The following is a 19240-nucleotide window of genomic DNA, read 5'->3' on the forward strand; positions in this document are numbered from 1 at the left end:
CATGAACAAAAGTGAACTGATTAAGACTTTGGCAGAACAAAAAGACATGCATATTGATGATGCAGCCGTCGTCGTCAATACATTCTTTGACTCCATCAAAGATTCCCTGAAGCACGAAGAGCGCGTCGAAATTCGCGGCTTTGGCAGCTTCAAGCTGAAAGACTACGGTGGGTACACAGGCCGCAACCCCAAGACTGGCGACATCGTTGACGTCAACCCCAAAAAGCTCCCATTCTTCCGCCCCGGTAAGGAACTGAAAGAATACGTCAACGACTAAAGCGGGTATATTTTGTCTCGACTTGCCCTCTTCCTCCTCCTGCTTGCTGCTCTGTGTCTGGGTCCCTGTTCCTCAAACGCGTATGCTGGCGATGATCTCAAACTCGTCTTCACGTCAAACAGTTTTGGGAAATACAAACCCTGTCCTTCATGAAGCAAAAAAACTCTAGGCGGTCTGGACCGACGCGCCACTCTTTTTGCAAGCCTTCAGCGAATGGACCCACAGGGCAATAAGACACTTTTCATTGCAGGGCCGTTTGAATTTAGCTCTCTTCTCCCCGAGGATGCTCATTCAAACGGTCCCGCTCATCTTGCGAAGTACCTGACCGCTGCGTACTCGTGGCTTAACTATTCCCTCGGATACCTCGCCCCTGCTGACGCTCAGTGGCTCCAGATGAATGACGCCCGACTTCCATCAAACTGGATGGTCGGCGGATCGCGGCTTCGCACCGCCATCAAAAAAGTCAAAGCTGGACGCGTCGGCTTTATTCTGCTCCCCACTCTTCCTGACTCTCAAAAACTCGTCTCCGAAGATCAATACACAAAGATTCAGGAAACTGCCCTCAAACTTAGGCAAAAAGTCTCTCTCGTCGTAGGGATAAGCCCTTGGGGTTACTTGGCAGAAAAAAAATTCCTTGACTCTCACCCCCCTCTCTTTGACATTCTTCTTGGTGGCGGAAAAGGCCCCGGCCTCGGAGGCCGGCTGACAAACGAGAAAAAAACGCTCTGGCTTCGTGCATACTCCCAAGGCCGTGCCGTGAGCATTCTCCATGTCATTTCTTTTCCTGACCGCAAAGACCCTCACTGGGAATGGCAGCCCGGGCACAACATCATCCCCGATTACCGCCCCCTGCGTGATGACATTCCTCATGAGCCTCAGATGGTGAAGCTCCTGCAGCAGCATTTCCCCAATGCCCGCTAGAGCAGAAGCTTGCACTTATTCCGGAAACGCGACACACTGCGCGCTTCTGACACTTCCAACAATTTCGGATTGTTAAATGACTTATTGCCCTAGTGCAACTGTCCCATTTTATAAAATGCAGGGCAGTGGAAACGATTTCGTTGTTATCGACAACCGCACCCTCAAGCTCCCCCGCGAAGCAATGTCTGAGTGGGCATCAAAAATCTGCCCCCGCGCCTTTGGCGTCGGTGCCGATGGCTTGATCTTTCTCGAAAACGCCCCAGAAGGCAGCGAACTCGACTTTGTCTGGCATTTCTACAACGCCGATGGCTCTCGCGCAGAAATGTGCGGAAACGGCTCTCGTTGTGCCGCCCGCCTTGGTCACGAACTTGGTTTCGGCTCCCGTACCCTCGTTTTCGGTACTGACGCCGGTCCCATTCACGCCGAAGTCAGCGAAAGCCTCGACATCGTTAAAGTCGAACTGACTCCGCCTCTCGACCTCGCGCTCAATGCAGAACTCGACGTCGACGGACAAAAAATTTCCGTTCACTTTGTGAACACCGGCGTCCCTCATGCCGTTACTATCTGGGACGATGTCGCATCTCTCGACGTCGTTAAGCTGGGACGCGCTCTTCGAAATCACCCACATTTTGCACCTGCTGGTACAAATGTGAACTTTATTGAAATTAAAGATAAAAACCATATCCTGATTCGGACATACGAACGAGGTGTTGAAGGCGAAACTTACGCCTGCGGAACAGGTAACGCCGCCTCCGCCCTCATCGCTCACGAGTTGGGACTGGTCGACGCAGAAGTCGAACTCACCACCTCCGGTAATGAAATTTTGAATATCTCTATTGAAAAAGATACAGTTTTCCTCCAAGGTAAGGCTATAAAGACTTATAAGGGTGAAATGTATCTTGAAGCTCTGGGAATCACTCCCGGAGAAGAAATGCGTCAATGCGCGCACGAGCTGTAAGGAGGAAGAGCAGCATGCAATTCCAGGGAGCTCTTAGTGCTCTGGTCACGCCGTTCAAGAACGGCGAAGTCGACGAGGAAGCCTACCGAGAATTTATCGAATGGCAAATTGAGGAAGGTATCGACGGTGTCGTCCCCTGTGGAACCACCGGCGAGTCTGCGACTATGTCTCATGAAGAGCATGGCCGCGTTATTTCCATCTGTGTCGATCAGGTTAAAGGTCGCGTCCCCGTTCTTGCGGGTGCCGGATCTAACAATACCCGTGAGGCCATCCAGCTTACCAAATTTGCGAAAGACGCTGGAGCCGACGGCGCGCTGCTCATTACTCCCTATTACAATAAACCGACCCCTTCCGGACTTGTCGCTCACTTTCAGGCCATCGCTGACGAAGTCTCCATGCCCTTCGTGATCTACAACGTCCCCGGTCGTACTGGTCTGAATGTTCAGCCTCAGACCCTGCTCGATATCAAAAAAGCCGTCCCCGACGTCATCGGCATCAAAGAAGCAACTGGCAATATTCGCCAGGTCTCCGAAATGCTCGAACTCTGCGCCGATGGTGACTGCTTCTGCATGCTCTCCGGCGACGACTTCACCGTCTTGCCACTCCTCGCCGTTGGCGGCTGTGGCGTTATCTCCGTCGTCTCCAACATCATGCCCGGCGAAATGTCCGCAATGTGTAAAGCATTCGAGGATGGCGACATGCGCAAAGCTCAGGAGCTTCATTATCAGATGGCTCCCCTCTCCCGCGCTATGTTCTGCGAAAGCAACCCCATCCCCGTCAAGACTGCCCTCTCCATGATGAAACGCATGCCCGAGGAATTCAGACTCCCACTCGTCCCCATGCTCCCTGAGCACAAAGCCGAGCTACGTGTCCTCCTCGAAAAAAATAACCTCCTTTAATCTCACCGCTCTCTTAAGCCCCCGAAAGGGGGCTTTTTTTTTGACACGAGACTCCGTCTCGTGCTCTCCAAGGGGCGCTGAGCGAGCGGGTGTTATTTTATTGGGACGCTGTCCCAAACCCTGCAAGGGGCGCTGCCCCTTGACCCCGCCCAAGGACGAGGCCCTTGGGAATCCCGCTTTCGCTCAAAAAAGAAGGCTGAATGGGATGAAAGCTTTGCTTTCCTCTCCATCAGCCTTCTTTTTTGAGCTAGTGGGCGTTCCCCGATTGCGTGTTCTTCTGCCTTTTTCAGACCGCACTTATTTTTTTTCTGAACGCGAGCGTTCAGAAAAAAAATGGAGCAACTCGCAGAAGAGAAAGACTTTCTTATCGCATTCTCACCCAAGTTTGAATTCCATACACGCGAAGCGTGAATGGAATTCAAACTCGCTGAGGATACGTAAGGGAATCATTCCCTTACGCGGGGGTCTGGGGGCTGGCCCCCATTCTCTTCTTCTTGCTCGCTCCTCCCTCGCCCATTTTCTTCTACCCACAAAAAAAGCCCCCTTTCGGGGGCTTGTGTGTGCAAACGGGTACGCTCGTTTTGGGAGCGAAGGCGCAGCTTATGCGAAAGCCTTGCTCTGGAAGTCCGGCACGACCTGCTTTTTGCGGGACATGCAGCCCTGCAGCCAGAAGGAGCGATCGCCAGCTTCGATGCCGAAAGATTTCTTGAAGACGTCTTTGTCGTCGGAGACGTAAAGCATCTCAGTGCCTTCTTTCATGATGTCGGTAAGCATCAGCATGATGGTGTGATGGCCTTTTTCTTCCTTAACTTTCTGGATTTCCTCGTAGAGGCCGTCCACGTAAGGCTTAAGGATGTCGAGGTCAACAACTTCGAGCTGACCGATACCAACGCCGTGTCCGCCCATGTCGAAATCTTTGTAGTCACGGAAGACGAGGTCGCGCATGGGGGTGCCGTCGACAGCGCTCTTCACTTTGAACATTTCCATGCCGAGGTCCATAGGCTCGGAGACACCAGCGATCTTGGCGAGTTCTTCAACAGCCTTCTTGTCAGCAGGTGTGCAGGTCACGGATTTGAACATAACGGTATCGGAAAGGATAGCACAGAGCATAGCACCTGCGATGCCCTTAGGCACTTCCACACCGTAAAAATCATACATATTTTTCAGCACGGTGCAGGTACAGCCTGCGGGCCAGACCCACATCTCAAGCGGGTTAGCGGTGCTGAGATCGCCGAGTTTGTGATGGTCGGTCACGGCGAGGACTTCTGCTTCTGCGATGTCAGCAGGAAGCTGAGTCAGCTCGGTGGTGTCGACGATAGCGACTTTCTGGCCAGCAACGGAAGTCACAACTTCGGGAGCTGTCAGACCAAATTTGTCGAGAACAAAAGCGCTTTCGGGGTTCACTTCACCCTGAGCAACTGCTTTAGCTTCAAAGCCGCGCTTGCTTGCCAGGTCGGCGTAAGCGATAGCGGAAACGATCGTATCAGTATCGGGATTCATATGACCAAAAACTAACATTCTCATATCCTCCTCAGATGGGATTAAGCACAATGGCGCATGTATTTTTACGCTTCGGGTTTGTGCCAAATAGCACAAAGCGCATATTCTGCCAAGCGATTGATTCAATAAATGAATTGTCCAGTATACACAGTAACTATAGCCTCTCCCTGACAGGCACAGGCGCAATCATAGACTTTTTTCTTGATAAAAAAAGCACAAAATGCATTTTTTGAAATTTTTTTTATGGAATGGTGATTTCAAGCGGGTTCCACAGCTCAAAAAAGCCAGCCGCAGCGATGCCGCACACGGCAATAATCAAAAAAGTATAGGCTTTTGTGAGCCGCAGGGAGAGAAGCGGGCCGAAGCTCGCAGCCATCCAAAGATGCCCCCACCCAAGCTGATGCTGCGGCAAAACATGAAAACCATGAAGACGCAACAGGCTCATAATGACGATAAGGCCGATGGCACAAGCTTCAAAAATCACAAAGTATAGCGCGACAGACTGAATAATTGATTTCCTGACAAAACGAGCTGGAGAATACTTCTTCGACGCACTTTTTACGTCACGCAGCAAAGCATTGTAGGAAGAATTCTGCCAATAGCGCTGCACATGCTCAAGCCGGGCAACCACCCAACTCAGGGGCATTGCCAAAATAATAGGAACCACAGCCTGATCAGGGCTTGTGAGTCCTAAAAAATAAATTGTCGATAATGCCGCCAGATTTGAAATAGCGGTATTGGGGGGAATAAAGGTTCCTGCGGGGATAAGGTCAAGCCAGAACAGCTCAAAGACCGCAGAAACAGAGAGCGCGAGATGGAGGTCTCCAAAAATAAGCCCCCACACAAGCCCCTGTACCATCGGACGCTCAAGCAGCCCGATGTTAAAGGCAAAGCGACTCAGGGAAAAGAGTACAAAAAAAAACCTATGGCCGCGAACCTCCCGACTTCGACAAGAGGGAAAGCTACCATGTTCGCCTCACTTGAACGGGTTCACTTGGAATACACCGAAAATCCAGTTCAACACCAGAAGACGCAAAATATCCAAGACACTGACAGTCTTCATCGGAAAGAGCGACATGTGCGCAGAGCTGCTCTTTTCCCGGCCCATAGTGAAGATTCCCTAAATTAAGCGTTGCCATGCCTAACCCATGCTCATGCGCACGGCGGGCATCTTCACAGTTCGCGAAAAGAATAAGCGCATCAGGCTCAGCTTCTGTTCCAAAAAGCTCCCGAACAAGGTTCGGCAAGCCTTCCACGGCCACGAATCGAGTTTCGATACCATGAGGGATGGCAAGTCCCATAATTTCCTGACGTAGATCGTCAGACGCAAGCGCATCATTCGCCACAAGGAGCCAGCGACTCTTGGTGAAAGGGAGCCAAGTCTCAATAATCTGCCCATGAACAAGCCTGTTATCTACGCGCACCCAAAACATATATCTACCTTTTGGAAACTTTGCGCCGCAGGATCTCACCCGCAACGACAATGCCCTGACAGCCCGCCGCGGAGGCATCCGCAGCAAGCTCTTTCAGTTTCATGGATCGGGAACCAAGGACCTTGAGCAGCATGGGGAGATTCACGCCAGTAATGACCTCGAGAGGACGGGAGCCAAGCAGTGAGAGGCTCAGATTTGTCGGAGTTCCGCCGAACATGTCTGTCAGAATAACAACTCCAGAGCCTGTGTCCAAGCGGTCCACGGCCTTGTGGAGATTCTCCAAAATTTCATCCATGTCCTGAGAGACGTCAACACCGACAGTCTTACAGTACTCCTGAGGTCCGAGAATAACTTCAGCGGCCTTTAACAAATATTCGCCATAATCCGTGTGCGTTACAATAAGTACGCCGACGTTCCTGCTATTTTCCATGCTCACGCGTCCTGCCAGGCATTGTGCCGGAACACGTCCGGCTCAGTAAAGGTGCTTTATTCAAGGTCCAAATGTCTATGTTCTAGGAATACTGCATAATCCGAGTCTCGCAAAGAGTCAAAAATCGCCTCGGCAATGGCAACGGACCGATGTCGTCCACCAGTGCAGCCAATCGCGATAGTCAACCGATATCTCCCCTCTTCTGCATAGCGGGGAAGCACGTAATGCAAAAACTCAAGCTGCTTCTCAAGGTATTCCTTACCAACCTGTGATTTCAACACATAGTCGGCAACGGCCTTGTCCCGGCCGGTGTAGGGGCGAAGCGCCTCAACAAAGTACGGGTTAGGCAAAAAGCGGAGGTCAAAAACAAGGTCAGCGTCCGTTGGCACACCATGCTTAAACCCGAAGGTCACAAGGAAAATGCGCAAACCATACTGCTTGTCCTGCAAAAAATTCCATTTGTCCTGAAGCGTGCGCCGAAGGTCATGGATGGAATAATCCGAGGTGTCCACGGTAATTTCAGCCTGCTCTCGCAGAGGAACCAAAAGTTCGTGCTCTTTCTCAAGAGCGGCATCAAGGCTCAGCCCCTGCTCCAGGGGATGAGGACGGCGCGTCGCAGCATAGCGACGGCGCAAGACCTCTGGGGCGGCCTCAATAAAGACAACTTTTGGAGAAACGCCCTGCTCTGCAAGCTGCTGAACAGCATCGTCCCACTGCTCCTGAAACTGAGAGTGGCGAACATCAAGACCCAAGGTCAAACCTCGGTGAAACACCTCTTTCTGGCTACGAAAGAGAGCCACAAGCTGTGGAACAAGGTTCGGGGGCAGACCGTCAACAGTCACAAAACCAAGATCTTCAAAGACCTTGAGTGCTGTTGATTTTCCTGCTCCAGAAAGCCCCGTCAGGATAATCACTGGAAAGCTGTTGTCTTCCAAAACCTGCGTCATAATTACGCCTCGAAAAGCAAGGCTTTCAGCTCATCCTCAGAAGCACTGAGGAACTGCTGACGAAAGTCTTCTTCTTTAAGCATTCGGGAAATGTGGGCAAGAACTCGCAAATGAACTCCTGCAACTTTTTCTGGCGCCAATACAAGGAAGAAAATTTTACACGGCTCAAAGTCCAGCGCATCAAACTCAACTCCTTCTGCGGAGCGGCCGACCACAACAAGAACACTTTCAAGCTCGGCAATTTTCCCATGCGGAATGGCGATACCGTCGCCAATACCAGTTGTACCCAGCGCTTCCCGTTCGAGAAGCACATCCAGCACATGGGTTTCATCAAGTTCAGGCTGTACGGAATGTACCGCAGCCACAAGTTCGGCCAGAACCGCCTTTTTGGTTCTGGCCGAAAGTTCAGGTATAATCAGTTCTTTCGAAAGAAAGTCACCAAGCTTCATTAGTCCGTCCCAGGATCAATCAAACCGTAATTGCCGTCCTTGCGCCGATAAATCACATTCGGGCGCTCGGTCTCGGCATTCAGGAAGACAAGAAATTCAAACTGAAGGGAATCCAGCTGCATTGCAGCCTCCTCCACAGCCATTGGCTTTGGAGGATAGGAGTCCGTTTCCACAATAGTTGGCGGTTCGCTGTGAGCCGCATCGGCAAAACTCACCACATCCATACGGACGAGGCCTTCGCCTCGACGGTAGCGATCTTTGCTCTTTTCGCGCAGCTTCCGGACCTGAGCGTTCATCTTGTCTACGGCCAGATCAATGCTCTGATACATGTCCTCGGACTTCTCCGTGGCGCTGATATTCATGTTGTCGCCAGTCAGCGTTGCATCGACGATATGGCGAAATTTTTCGACTTCAAGAGTTATGTTCAGTTCGGCGTTAGCGGTCTTGTCAAACTTCAAGAGCTTTCCAAAACGCTTGTTTGCATACTTTCTCAGATGAGGGGAAGGTTCGAAGTTCTTAAACGTGAGGCTAATGTTCATACTAAACTCCTTGAAGAGCTATGAAGATTACAGCGTTAAAAACAGTGTACGAATATTCCTACAGAAAAGAAAGACCTCGCCTCAAACTCCTAGAAAATCTGTTTCCGTTTTGAAGAAGAGGCGATCCCAAGAGAGCTGCGGTATTTTGCTACAGTTCTCCGGGCAATATTAATCTCCAGACGCTCTTTAAGAATCTCTGCGATTTTTTCATCAGACAGAGGTTTCTTGGGATTTTCGTCGCCAATGAGGCTCTTGATCTGTGCTTTTACACTCTCAGAGCCAACCTGACTTCCATCATCAAGCCCCAGGGCACTGTTAAAGAAGAACTTCAGCTCAAACAGGCCATGCGGCGTTGAAACATATTTACTGGTCGTAATGCGGCTAATCGTCGATTCGTGCATGCCAATGTCATCAGCAACATCTTTCAGAATAAGCGGCTTCAGATGCGTCACGCCCTTCTCAAAGAATTCATGCTGGAAACGCAGAATACTTTCCATAACCTTATACAAGGTTCGCTGACGCTGATACAGGCTTTTCATCAGCCACTGCGCAGAGCGGAAACGCTCCTGAACGTATTCTTTGTTGCAGGCATTGCGATCACTATGAATTGTATCAAGGTAAAATTCATTTACCGTGAGCTGAGGCAATCCATCCTCATTCAGGACAATAATAAAATCATCCTCATATTCATAGACGTAAACATCAGGGCTAATATACTGCGTGTCCCCACTTCCGTAGGCAGCACCCGGCATAGGGTCCAGAGTCTTGAGAATGTCCAAATATTCCTTGAGTTCTTCAAGGCTAATCCGAAACTTTCTGGCAAGCGGCTTAAAGCGGCGCTTCTCGATATCTTCGAGGTGATCCTGAACAATGCCCAATAAGATTGGGTCATCATACTCATAGAATTCCAGCTGGACGAGCAGACACTCGCGCGGGTCACGCGCAGCAACCCCAACGGGGTCAAACTGCTGCATAAGTTTGAGGACGGGTTCCACGTCCTCAAACGCACAGTCTGCTTCCTGAGCAACGTCTTCCAGATCGGCCTTAAAATAGCCCTGAGAATCAAGATTCCCAATAATTGCTTCGCCAATCTGAATTTCTGCCTTGCTCAGGCTGGAGAGATGGAGCTGCCACTCAAGGTGGCTCGCGAGGGAGGGAGAAACAGACAGTCTGTTCTCAAAAGACATCCCCTCTTCAGGGATTTCGCTATCCCGCCCAGCAGACTGCCGGGCAGTGCTGGAAAATTCACCAAGGTAATTTTCCCAGTCGGCGTTTTGCATGGCGGCCTGGTCTGTAACCGAGTCTGCCATTGCTTCACTGTTTTCGGTATGCTCAGCCGTTGTTGCGTCCTGAGCTTCCTCTGCTTTTTCCTGACTGGGTTCGGGTTGAGCTTCATCAAGAAGTGGATTTTCCAAAAGCTCTTTTTGAACCATATCGACAAGCTCAAAACGAGAGAGCTGCAGCAGTTTGATTGCCTGCTGAAGCTGAGGTGTCATCACCAGCTGCTGGGAGAGCTTGAGTTGTTGTCTGAGTTCCAATGCCATCGCTACTACATCTTTGCTGAGGAGGTGACAGGTACCTTTCCTCCAGGAACCTTCTCCTGAAGAAAAGAAAAGTTATTGAACAAAGCTCAAGAACTTGGTGCGGCAAGGGAATTCCCCAGCCGCACCTAAACCATGCCACATCCAGAACAAGCTTGCAACTCAGGATGGCAAGGATTTTGTATGGAAGGTAAAAATCAACGTATGCAAGGCATTAAAGAGAAAAGCCTTCGCCAAGGTAGACCCGCCGGGCGCGGGGATTGGCACAAATTTCTTCGGGAGTACCACTTAAAATTATCGAACCTTCATAGACAAGATAAGCCCTGTCGCATATTCTGAGGGTTTCCCGAACGTTATGGTCAGAGATCAGAACACCAATGCCTCGTTCTTTCAGAGAACGAACAATTCCCTGAATATCATCGACTGCAATGGGGTCAATACCTGCAAAAGGTTCGTCAAGCAGCATGAACTTGGGGTTCAGAATCAAGGCTCGGGCAATTTCAAGTCTGCGGCGCTCGCCACCAGACAGGTGCATTGCCTTCTGAGGACTCAAACGGGTAATGCCGAGTTCATCGAGCAAAGAATCTGCCCGCTTCTTCTGTTCGCTGCGCGAAAGCCCGCTCTGCTCCAAAATGATTTCCAAATTCTGGCGCACGCTCAATTTCTTAAACACAGAGCTTTCCTGCGGCAAATAGCTCATGCCCATGCGGGCGCGCTCATGCAGTGGAAGCGAGGTAATTTCCTCATCATCCAACCGCACAATCCCCTCATTCGGCTTGATAATACCCGCAAGCATATAAAAGGTTGTGGTTTTGCCCGCACCATTCGGGCCGAGCAGACCAACGACTTCGCCCTGTGAAACACTGACGGCAATATCCTGCACCACCCGGCGCTTGCCATAAATTTTGCACAGGTCTGTTGCAGAAAGAACCGACATGCTATTTTTTTCCTTCCTTGGGAGTAAAGAAAATGGCTTCGACCGGCTCGTTTCCGCCCACAACCTCGCTTCGGTTGTCCGTAAGCCACAGCTTGATGATTTTGCCCGCGATGCTGTTATCACCATCTTCGAGACGGGGCTTCACGGTCATCGTCACCAGGCTTTCGTCGGCATTGTAGACAGCCTTGCCACAAAAACCTTTCTTGCCCTCACGCACCAGTCGAACATTCCCGACGGCAACGATCTTGGACACAGCACCTGCCTGAGGACCAGGAGTTGCCACGGCCTTTTTGTCAGTTGGCTTCAAAAACACCGTCATTTCATCCGACCAGATTGTCATATCCGGCCGAACAACTTTTACAGAACCAGAAAAAACAACTTTGCTGCCGCTCTGGTCATATACTGTCTTCTGAGACGTAATCGTCGTCTTGACGCCCTGCTCTGCGGCAAAAGCCGGAGCGGAGAAAAGACACACACAGAAACAGGCACACAGAATGCGATGTAGAATTTTCAAGGCTATTCCTCCGCGGTGGATTTCTTGGAATCAATCAGCACGGCTGTCACACCGCCAGTTGCCGTAATTTCATTCGTTGTCAGATCCAGCCGAACCCGGGGAGCTTCGAGGTCCATACCTTCGCGCTCAATGCGGACATCTTTGGTCAGCACCAGCTCACGCTTGGCGTCGCTGTAGTTGAGCTGCTTGGCATACACCGTATTTTCACCAGAAACGATAACCACATTAGGCCACATTTCTGCTTCTCCACTCTCCTGATTCACACGCCCCTCGTCAGCAGTCACCGTTATCGGTTCCTCATTCTGACGTTCCCAGGTCAGGGTTGGAGCATGTACATCGACCAGAGCCTCATCCTGATGATAATCAGCACTTTTGGCGACAAGCGTCCAGCGAGAACCATCACTGGCAGAGCGCGTCAGTTCCACCCCCTGCATGGACATATCCACAGAGGGAGCCACAGGCTCCACAACCTCTTCAACAGAATGGCTCGCCACCCAGTAAAGACCGTAGCCTATGGCTGCAAGGCAGACGACAAAAACGACTGCAAGGAAAAGACGCTTCTGGTTCATTTTGTACTCCACGTATCCCACAGCTCTTCGAGCCGCCCCTGCGCATCAAGAATAAATCTCAATGCCTCGCGGACTGCCCCCTGCCCTCCGGGCCGAGACAGCACAAGTGAGGCCAGCTCACAGATTTCCGGCTGGGCATTGTTGACGGCAATGGGCAGACCGACCTGCCGCATTGGTCCGGCATCAATCCAGTCATCGCCCACATAAGCGACTTCGGACATATCCAGCCCATGCTTTTCGCAGATGCTTTTGAGCAGCGGAATTTTCTGCACATGTCCAGAGTGGTAATCCTCAATGCCGAGCTGCTTCATGCGAGCATCTACCGCGCCTGATTTCAGCCCGGTAATCACGGCAATACGAATTCCTACACTCTGGGCCAACTTGATACCCAAACCATCCTGCGCATTAAAGCGCTTGATAACTCGGCCATCTGCATCAAAATACAACCCGCAGTCAGTTAGACATCCATCAACATCAAGAACAACGAGCCGTATCTTCTTCGCCCGCTCGCGGGCTTCCGTCATACTAACATTCATGCGGCAAATTCCAGAGAGCCTTAAGGTCACGGAGCAATGCTCCAAGCTTTTCAAGCGGCCACGAATTCGGGCCATCACACAAGGCTGTATCTGGATTGGGATGTGTTTCAACAAACACACCATTTGCACCAGCAGCAACCGCAGCTCGCGCCAAAGTTGGCACAAATTCACGCTGTCCGCCAGAGCATCCGCCCTGCCCGCCAGGAAGCTGAACAGAATGGGTCGCATCAAAAATGACCGGGCACCCAAAGCTGGACATAATCGACAGAGAACGGAAGTCCACAACAAGATTGTTGTAGCCAAAAGAGGCACCACGTTCAGTCAGCCAGATTTTTTCGTTTCCGGTGCTACGCAGTTTGCTCACAACATGCTGCATATCCCACGGAGCGAGGAACTGACCTTTTTTGACGTTGACGATTTTTCCCGTCTCACCGGCAGCAACAAGCAAATCTGTCTGCCTGCACAAAAATGCCGGGATCTGGAGCACGTCAGCGACTTCGGCCACGGGGCCAGCCTGTTCTGGAGAATGGATGTCAGTAACGACAGGAAGGCCAGTTTCATCCTTAATGCGCTGGAGCATTTCGAGTCCCTGCGTCATGCCGGGGCCGCGGAAACTGGTAACGGAAGTGCGGTTTGCCTTGTCAAAGGAGCTTTTAAAAACAGCAGGAAGCCCAAGCTCGCGGGTGACTTCCGCGACCTTTTTGCCAGCTTCCAAAGCGATATCAAACGATTCAAGGGCGCACGGGCCCGCTAAAACAAACGGACCCGTGCTGGAAAGTTCAAAGAGTTCGGCGGCGTTCATTGCCTATTTACCCTTTTTGTTCTCCTTAGCGGCCTTGATAAAGTCCCTGAACAGCGGGTGCGGCCGCATAGGATTAGACTGGAATTCAGGATGGAACTGACAGCCAAGGAACCACGGATGGTCTTTGACTTCAACGATTTCCATCAGCTCACCGTCAGGGGAAGTGCCTGAGAAGACAAGGCCTTTTGCCTCAAGCTTCTCAATGTAGGCATTATTGAATTCGTAACGGTGGCGGTGACGTTCGTCAATGTTTTCCTCTGCGTAAGCCGTGGCAGCATGTGTGCCTTCGATGAGCTTGCAGGGGTAAGCGCCAAGGCGCATGGTGCCGCCCTTGTTGCTGCTTTCGTCGCGGCGTTCCACACGACCCTTCTGGAAATCATACCACTCTTTCATGAGGTAGATAACCGGATCTGGGGTGTTCTGGTCGAACTCTTCGGAGTTTGCGTCCTTGATGCCAGCGGCGTTACGAGCGTACTCGATAACAGCGCACTGCATACCAAGGCAGATACCGAAGAACGGAATTTTCTTGGTACGGGCAAAGTGAATAGCCTTGATTTTGCCTTCCACGCCACGGGAGCCAAAGCCACCGGGAACAAGGATACCATCAAGACCAGTCAGCTTTTCTGCGACGTTCTTGTCGGTCAGCTCTTCAGAGTTGATGTACTCAAGGTTCACCTTCACACGGTTGGCAAAGCCACCGTGGACCAGAGCTTCGTGCAAGCTCTTGTAGGCTTCCTTGAGGTCAACGTACTTGCCAACGATACCAATGGTAACTTCACCCTTGGGGTTATCGATGGTGTGAGCGAGGTCGTACCATGCAGAAAGATCAGGATTTTTGGCTGGAAGTCGCAGCATGATGGCGAGCTTCTGGTCAATGCCTTCCTCGTAGAAACCAAGAGGAAGCTTGTAAATATTGTCGATGTCCTTTGCACAGAACACAGCATCAGGATCAACATTGCAGAACAGGGCAATCTTGTTGCGGATGTGCTCATCAAGGGGCATTTCGCTTCGGCAGATGATCATGTCGGGCTGAATGCCGATGGAGCGAAGTTCCTTAACAGAATGCTGGGTAGGCTTGGTTTTCACTTCGCCAGCAGCACGCAGGTACGGAACCAGAGTCAAATGAATGTACAGGCAGTTTTCCTTGCCCAGATCAAGGCGAAGCTGACGGATAGCTTCCAGGAAAGGAAGACCTTCAATATCGCCAACGGTACCACCAATTTCGATCAGGGCAACATCAAGGTCGTCGCTGGCAAGGCTCAGAACAGCATTCTTGATTTCGTCCGTGATGTGGGGGATAACCTGAACAGTGCCACCAAGGTAGTCGCCACGACGCTCTTTGGTGATAACCTTGTGGTAGATGCTGCCGGAGGTGTAGTTGTTCCGCTGGCTCATGGGAACGTCGATGAAACGCTCGTAGTGGCCCATGTCCAGATCTGTCTCGGCACCATCGTTGGTCACGTAAACTTCACCATGCTGGAAAGGATTCATGGTTCCCGGGTCAACATTGATGTAGGGGTCGAGTTTCTGGATCGTGCAGGTAAGCCCTCTGGCCTTCAGCAATGCGCCAATGGATGCAGCAGAAAGTCCTTTCCCGAGGGAAGACAAAACGCCACCTGTGACAAAGATGAACTTGGTTTTCATTCGCCGGACCTGTCCTCTTTTTTGGTCTTGTGAATCGAATAGGCAATAAAGAAATCACGCCATTGAGGAGAGAGGAATCGTTCGCGTTCCCCTCAAAAGAACGCAGCAAATACCAACCCGCCGGAACAGGTGGGTGTCCCGGCGGGCCAGTAGATGATTCTTCATCCTCGTAGGATGCAAATTGCATACTTTTTATAGGTCATGAGTCACCATAACAGAACTTTGCCCTGTTGACGACAGGTCCTCGTATCATTATGGTCCCACAGACCTTGGACAAGCTAGTCGACACCACTGTAGGTGTCAAGACAATGGGAGGATTTTATGGCGGAGGTTCGGACTCTCGTCATCACCGGTAACGGGACGAACTGTGAAAAAGAGTCAGCATTTGCGGCGGAATTAGCAGGTGCAGACAGCGCTACTGTCGTGTATTTCTCTGACCTCATCGCTGGTCGATGCAGGCTGGAGGACTACAACTTCCTGATTTTCCCAGGAGGTTTTTTGGACGGTGACGATTTAGGAGCAGCACAGGCTGCAGCGCTTCGGTGGCAGTTTGCCACCACAGGTGACGGGACTCCCCTCATCGATCAGCTCAACGCATTTTTCAATGCTGGCGGGCTGATTTTGGGCATTTGTAATGGCTTCCAGCTTCTCGTGAAGCTGGGTCTGCTTCCGGCAGTTGGTGGAAAATACTTTGAGCGTCAGGTCACTCTTTCGCACAATGATTCCGCCAAATTCGAGGACCGCTGGGTCCATCTGAAGGCCAACCCCAAAAGCCCATGCGTCTTTACCAAGGGACTGGACATCCTCGAAATGCCTGTTCGCCACGGCGAAGGCAAACTTGTTGCCCGCGACGAAGCGACGCTTCAGGGCCTTGTCGAGAATGATCTTGTCGCTCTGCAATATGCGCATCCTGAGAGCGGGGATGTGACGCAGGAATACCCCTTCAACCCAAATGGCTCGCCGTACGGCATTGCTGGCCTGACCGACCCCACAGGTCGTATCCTTGGCCTTATGCCGCACCCCGAGGCCTTCAACCACCCCACGAACCATCCCGGATGGACTCGTGGTGAGCGCCCGACCCTAGGCACCATTCTGGTTGAAAACGCGGTCAAGTATATCAAGAGCCGTTAGGCGACATACTTGAAATTCAGTGCCGCGGGTTTGTTGCTCGCGGCACATTTTTTTCTTTTTAGCACAACGAGAGACATGAAAGCTCCCAAACCTTTCCCTTCTCTTCCGGCTGGTTGGACCAGCTGGGACAAGATCATGGAACGCGCCTATGTGCAGGCAGCGCTTGCAGCAGAAAATGGCGAAGTTCCCGTTGGCGCTGTCATTATTTCTCCTGATGGAGAAATACTTGCCGAAGCAGCCAACGCCCCTATCTCTACGAATGACCCCACAGCTCATGCTGAAATTCTGGCTCTGCGCCTTGCCGCAGAAAAAATACAGAATTACAGGCTCACAGACTGCATTGCCGCCGTCACACTTGAGCCGTGCATCATGTGCCTCGGAGCCTTTATTCACGCCCGGATTGGCGGCCTTGTGTTTGGCGCTGATGACCCCAAGTCTGGAGCTGTTGTCTCCTGTCTGGACGGTGCCAACCTTGACTTTGTCAACCATCACTTCCCGGTCATGCGTGGCGTTATGGCCGAGGAATGCAGCGAACAGCTTCGAGCATTTTTTAAGGCTCGCCGCAAAAAGAAGAAGGCCGAACAAAACCCTTCCCCGCTGGCAGAATAGTCTTTCCTGAGGTATGATATGCGGTCCGCAGCCACACGGGTTCCGGACCACATGCACACCGCAGGAGGCCTGCCATGCAGCTTTTTAGTCCCTTTTCCGCAAGCACCCCAAAAGCATCCCTTCTCTCCGCTGGCAGCAAGGCCCAGAACCTTCTTGCCCTGCTCCAACATGGCATCGCCATCCCCAAAACGCTCTACATCCACGAAAGCGCCTATGCCGCCTTTGTGTCCGAAACCCACATTCTACCACGGCTTAAAGAATTCCTCTCCGCAGACCTTTCTGCCTTGCGCTGGGAAGAAATCTGGGACATTGCCCTGCGCGTGCGTCATCTCTTTTCCAGTACCCCTCTTCCAGACTGGCTCGAGAGCACCCTGCTCGGAGAAATAGAACACCAGTTCGGAACAGGCGAGCTTGCGATCCGTTCCTGCTCTTCAATGGAAGATTCCGTATACTCCCATGCGGGACTCCATGATTCATTTTTACATAGCCAAAGCCCCGCCGAACACATCCAGCATATTCGGCTTGTCTGGGCATCATTATGGTCTGACCGTTCTCTGCTCTATCGCCGGGAAATGCAGCTCCAGCCAGAATCCAGCAGCATGGGCGTCCTCGTTCAGGAGATGCAGCCGGGCCAGTACTCCGGCATCATGTTTACCGTTGACCCAACCAATGGGGACCAGAGTGTCATTGAAGCACATAGGGGTAGCGCCGAGGATGCGGTCTCTGACGCCGCAGAAACAGAACGCCTGCTCTTTGAGCGGGGTACAGGAAAACTTCTTGTCCACCGCCTCCCGCAACACAGCAACGCCTCCACCCTGCCGGAAGAACTGCCCCTGCGTCTCTTCCGGCTTGGCGAAAAGGCAGAACAGCTCTTTACGTCTCCACAGGATATTGAATGGACCGTTCTGGATGGCATTCCCGTTCTTCTCCAGTCTCGCCCCATTACGACACTCCAGGCCTCCCCAAACGCTACAGGCTGGCGCGATGAAGACAAACGCCCGTGGTATATGAGCCTGACCCGAAGCTATGACAATCTGAAAGCCCTTGAGCACAAGATTGATACCGAGATCCTTCCCGGCATGGACGCAGCCAAACGCGACATGGATACAATTTCGCTGAGCGCCCTCAGTTGTGAGGAACTGGAAAAAGAACTGATGCGGCGAAGATCTCTTTTTGAACACTGGCGCACCCAGTACTGGAAAGAGCTTATTCCCTTTGCGCATGCCATCCGGCTTTTTGGCATGCTCTACAACGACGCTCTCGCCCCGGATGATCCCTTTGCCTTTACCTCTCTCCTGTCAGGTTCTGGAATGCTCGCCATCAAGCGCAACACCGCACTTCGGGAACTCGCGGCGATGATCGAAGCAGACCCGACGCTTCAGGAAGCACTCACCCATCGCCAGCTCCCAGAATCCGGCCCATTTGCCGAGGCACTGCACACATTCATGCAGGACTTTGGAGACCTCGCCTGTAATTCTGGCTGGTGCGAAGAAGGTCCGTGGGGCATCCTTAAACTTCTGCAAGGCACACATGCTGAGCACATCCTTTCACAAAAGCATACCCCACACCATGAACTTGAAGATGCGTTCTTCGCGGCATTTCCTGAAAACAAAAGAGAAACGGCACAAGAAATTCTTGCTCTCGCCCGAAAAAGTTACCAGCTCCGGGATGATGACAATGTCTATCTTGGCAAAATTCAGTCTCGCTACGACGCGGCAGTTGCCGAGGCAGAGATGCGTCTTGCAGATGGCCGCTGTTCCTTTGACCTGCCCGAAAAAATCCGTCCAACACGCAAAAGCACTCCAGAAGGAATGCCGTGGAGTTCCGAAGGCGGAGACTCTACCGAACCGCAGGCTGCGGGATGGGCCGCAGCACCGGGGCTTGCCCACGGAAAAGCCCGAGTCATTCATTCGCCCCAGGAACTTTTTGATTTTCAGGAAGGAGAAATCCTTGTCTGCGATGCCCTTGACCCCAACATGACCTTTGTTGTGCCACTGGCAAAAGGTATTGTTGAACGTCGCGGTGGAATGCTTGTACATGGAGCAATCATTGCCCGTGAATACGGTATCCCCTGCGTGACAGGAGTTCACGATGCCACAAAGCAGTTCAGGACAGGCGAAGAGCTTCTTGTGGATGGTTACCGGGGCGCAGTCTTGCGACACGACAGCTCAACACCCGCCCCCGGCACCAACGTTCTTGGAGGAAAGCTTCTTCTGTGCAGCGCGCGCCCTGCCACAGGATTTATGCGCACAGGATTCTGTGCCACCAGTGAGGCGGACCGTGGCACCCATGTAATCTGTGCAAGAATGACAAACGCATTCCTCGCCTTCACCCGGGAACAGGGGAATGATCTGACTACACCAGCACCAGAGCACGCTTTCCCCGGACTCCAGCCCGGTGATTTTTGGTGCCTGTGTGCTGGACGCTGGAAAGAAGCTCTTGAAGCAGGAGTTGCCCCGCCAGTCCTGCTGGCGGCATGCGAGCAGTCAGCGCTCAGTATCGTTTCACTTTCAGACCTGACAGCCCACGCACTTGATACGCCTCTTGAATAATCCAGACAAAAAGCCCCTGAACCTTGTCGCTCAGGGGCTTTTTGTCTCAATT

General features: G+C 51.9%; 21 protein-coding genes. 7 read left to right on the forward strand and 14 right to left on the reverse strand.

The genetic code is table 11. The annotated features are described in order from the left end of the window. The first annotated feature begins 1 nt into the window (after position 1). From B5D23_RS07745 to dapA, 4 genes are all read left to right on the forward strand, one after another. Positions 2–277: an HU family DNA-binding protein gene (locus tag B5D23_RS07745; protein ID WP_078684837.1), complete on the forward strand. Its 276-nt coding sequence runs from the start codon at positions 2–4 to the stop codon at positions 275–277. A gap of 12 nt (positions 278–289) precedes the next feature. Continuing rightward, positions 290–1198 carry a UshA-like (seleno)protein family 2 gene (locus B5D23_RS07750; protein WP_431830565.1) on the forward strand — a complete coding sequence of 303 codons (909 nt, stop codon included), beginning with the start codon at positions 290–292 and terminating at the stop codon, positions 1196–1198. 76 nt (positions 1199–1274) lie between these two features. Beyond that, positions 1275–2156, forward strand: coding sequence for a diaminopimelate epimerase (gene dapF, locus B5D23_RS07755; protein WP_078684839.1), 882 nt, complete (start codon positions 1275–1277; stop codon positions 2154–2156). Positions 2157–2170: 14 nt separating this feature from the next. Beyond that, positions 2171–3055 (forward strand): 4-hydroxy-tetrahydrodipicolinate synthase, encoded by an 885-nt coding sequence (gene dapA, locus B5D23_RS07760; protein ID WP_078684840.1) that lies wholly within the window; start codon positions 2171–2173, stop codon positions 3053–3055. A 600-nt stretch (positions 3056–3655) separates the two neighbouring features. Here the strand turns inward: dapA and B5D23_RS07765 are convergent. The 14 genes from B5D23_RS07765 to B5D23_RS07830 all read right to left on the reverse strand — a co-directional run bounded on the left by B5D23_RS07765 (position 3656) and on the right by B5D23_RS07830 (position 14896). Next, entirely contained in the window at positions 3656–4579 is a 924-nt protein-coding gene (locus B5D23_RS07765) for a manganese-dependent inorganic pyrophosphatase (protein WP_078684841.1), read from the reverse strand. 217 nt (positions 4580–4796) lie between these two features. Continuing rightward, entirely contained in the window at positions 4797–5456 is a 660-nt protein-coding gene (locus B5D23_RS07770) for a PTS sugar transporter subunit IIC (RefSeq protein WP_348980887.1), read from the reverse strand. Between the two features lie 61 nt (positions 5457–5517). Beyond that, positions 5518–5988 carry a PTS sugar transporter subunit IIB gene (locus tag B5D23_RS07775; protein WP_078684843.1) on the reverse strand — a complete coding sequence of 157 codons (471 nt, stop codon included), beginning with the start codon at positions 5986–5988 and terminating at the stop codon, positions 5518–5520. A gap of 4 nt (positions 5989–5992) precedes the next feature. After that, on the reverse strand, positions 5993–6418 hold the full coding sequence (locus tag B5D23_RS07780) for a PTS sugar transporter subunit IIA (protein WP_078684844.1): 426 nt from the start codon (positions 6416–6418) through the stop codon (positions 5993–5995). A 56-nt stretch (positions 6419–6474) separates the two neighbouring features. Continuing rightward, positions 6475–7365 carry an RNase adapter RapZ gene (rapZ, locus tag B5D23_RS07785; protein ID WP_078684845.1) on the reverse strand — a complete coding sequence of 297 codons (891 nt, stop codon included), beginning with the start codon at positions 7363–7365 and terminating at the stop codon, positions 6475–6477. 2 nt (positions 7366–7367) lie between these two features. Continuing rightward, positions 7368–7814, reverse strand: coding sequence for a PTS sugar transporter subunit IIA (locus B5D23_RS07790; protein ID WP_078684846.1), 447 nt, complete (start codon positions 7812–7814; stop codon positions 7368–7370). Further along, on the reverse strand, positions 7814–8353 hold the full coding sequence (gene hpf, locus B5D23_RS07795) for a ribosome hibernation-promoting factor, HPF/YfiA family (RefSeq protein ID WP_078684847.1): 540 nt from the start codon (positions 8351–8353) through the stop codon (positions 7814–7816). The genes B5D23_RS07790 and hpf overlap by 1 nt, the downstream gene beginning before the upstream one ends. 89 nt (positions 8354–8442) lie before the next feature. Continuing rightward, positions 8443–9897 (reverse strand): RNA polymerase factor sigma-54, encoded by a 1455-nt coding sequence (rpoN, locus tag B5D23_RS07800; protein WP_078684848.1) that lies wholly within the window; start codon positions 9895–9897, stop codon positions 8443–8445. Positions 9898–10108: 211 nt separating this feature from the next. Continuing rightward, entirely contained in the window at positions 10109–10831 is a 723-nt protein-coding gene (gene lptB / locus B5D23_RS07805) for an LPS export ABC transporter ATP-binding protein (protein ID WP_078684849.1), read from the reverse strand. A 1-nt stretch (position 10832) separates the two neighbouring features. Next, positions 10833–11345, reverse strand: coding sequence for an LptA/OstA family protein (locus B5D23_RS07810; RefSeq protein WP_159445953.1), 513 nt, complete (start codon positions 11343–11345; stop codon positions 10833–10835). Positions 11346–11347: 2 nt separating this feature from the next. Next, on the reverse strand, positions 11348–11914 hold the full coding sequence (gene lptC, locus B5D23_RS07815) for an LPS export ABC transporter periplasmic protein LptC (RefSeq protein ID WP_078684851.1): 567 nt from the start codon (positions 11912–11914) through the stop codon (positions 11348–11350). Further along, the gene (locus B5D23_RS07820; RefSeq protein WP_078684852.1) at positions 11911–12450 is read right to left on the reverse strand and encodes a KdsC family phosphatase; all 540 of its coding nucleotides are present in this window, start codon (positions 12448–12450) and stop codon (positions 11911–11913) included. The genes lptC and B5D23_RS07820 overlap by 4 nt, the downstream gene beginning before the upstream one ends. Then, entirely contained in the window at positions 12440–13252 is an 813-nt protein-coding gene (gene kdsA, locus B5D23_RS07825) for a 3-deoxy-8-phosphooctulonate synthase (protein WP_078684853.1), read from the reverse strand. The genes B5D23_RS07820 and kdsA overlap by 11 nt, the downstream gene beginning before the upstream one ends. 3 nt (positions 13253–13255) lie before the next feature. Beyond that, the gene (locus B5D23_RS07830) at positions 13256–14896 is read right to left on the reverse strand and encodes a CTP synthase (protein ID WP_078684854.1); all 1641 of its coding nucleotides are present in this window, start codon (positions 14894–14896) and stop codon (positions 13256–13258) included. A gap of 321 nt (positions 14897–15217) precedes the next feature. Here B5D23_RS07830 and B5D23_RS07835 point away from each other — a divergent pair, with 321 nt between their 5' ends. The 3 genes from B5D23_RS07835 to B5D23_RS07845 all read left to right on the forward strand — a co-directional run bounded on the left by B5D23_RS07835 (position 15218) and on the right by B5D23_RS07845 (position 19188). Continuing rightward, positions 15218–16027, forward strand: a complete 810-nt coding sequence (locus tag B5D23_RS07835; protein ID WP_078684855.1) for a phosphoribosylformylglycinamidine synthase subunit PurQ — start codon at positions 15218–15220, stop codon at positions 16025–16027. 75 nt (positions 16028–16102) lie between these two features. Continuing rightward, the gene (gene tadA, locus B5D23_RS07840) at positions 16103–16636 is read left to right on the forward strand and encodes a tRNA adenosine(34) deaminase TadA (RefSeq protein ID WP_078684856.1); all 534 of its coding nucleotides are present in this window, start codon (positions 16103–16105) and stop codon (positions 16634–16636) included. 74 nt (positions 16637–16710) lie between these two features. After that, a complete protein-coding gene (locus tag B5D23_RS07845) occupies positions 16711–19188 on the forward strand; it encodes a DUF2237 family protein (RefSeq protein ID WP_078684857.1) in 2478 nt (825 codons plus the stop codon). The last annotated feature ends 52 nt before the right edge of the window (positions 19189–19240 follow it).

Origin of the sequence: Desulfobaculum bizertense DSM 18034 (assembly GCF_900167065.1) — a bacterium.
GTDB lineage: Bacteria > Desulfobacterota > Desulfovibrionia > Desulfovibrionales > Desulfovibrionaceae > Desulfobaculum > Desulfobaculum bizertense.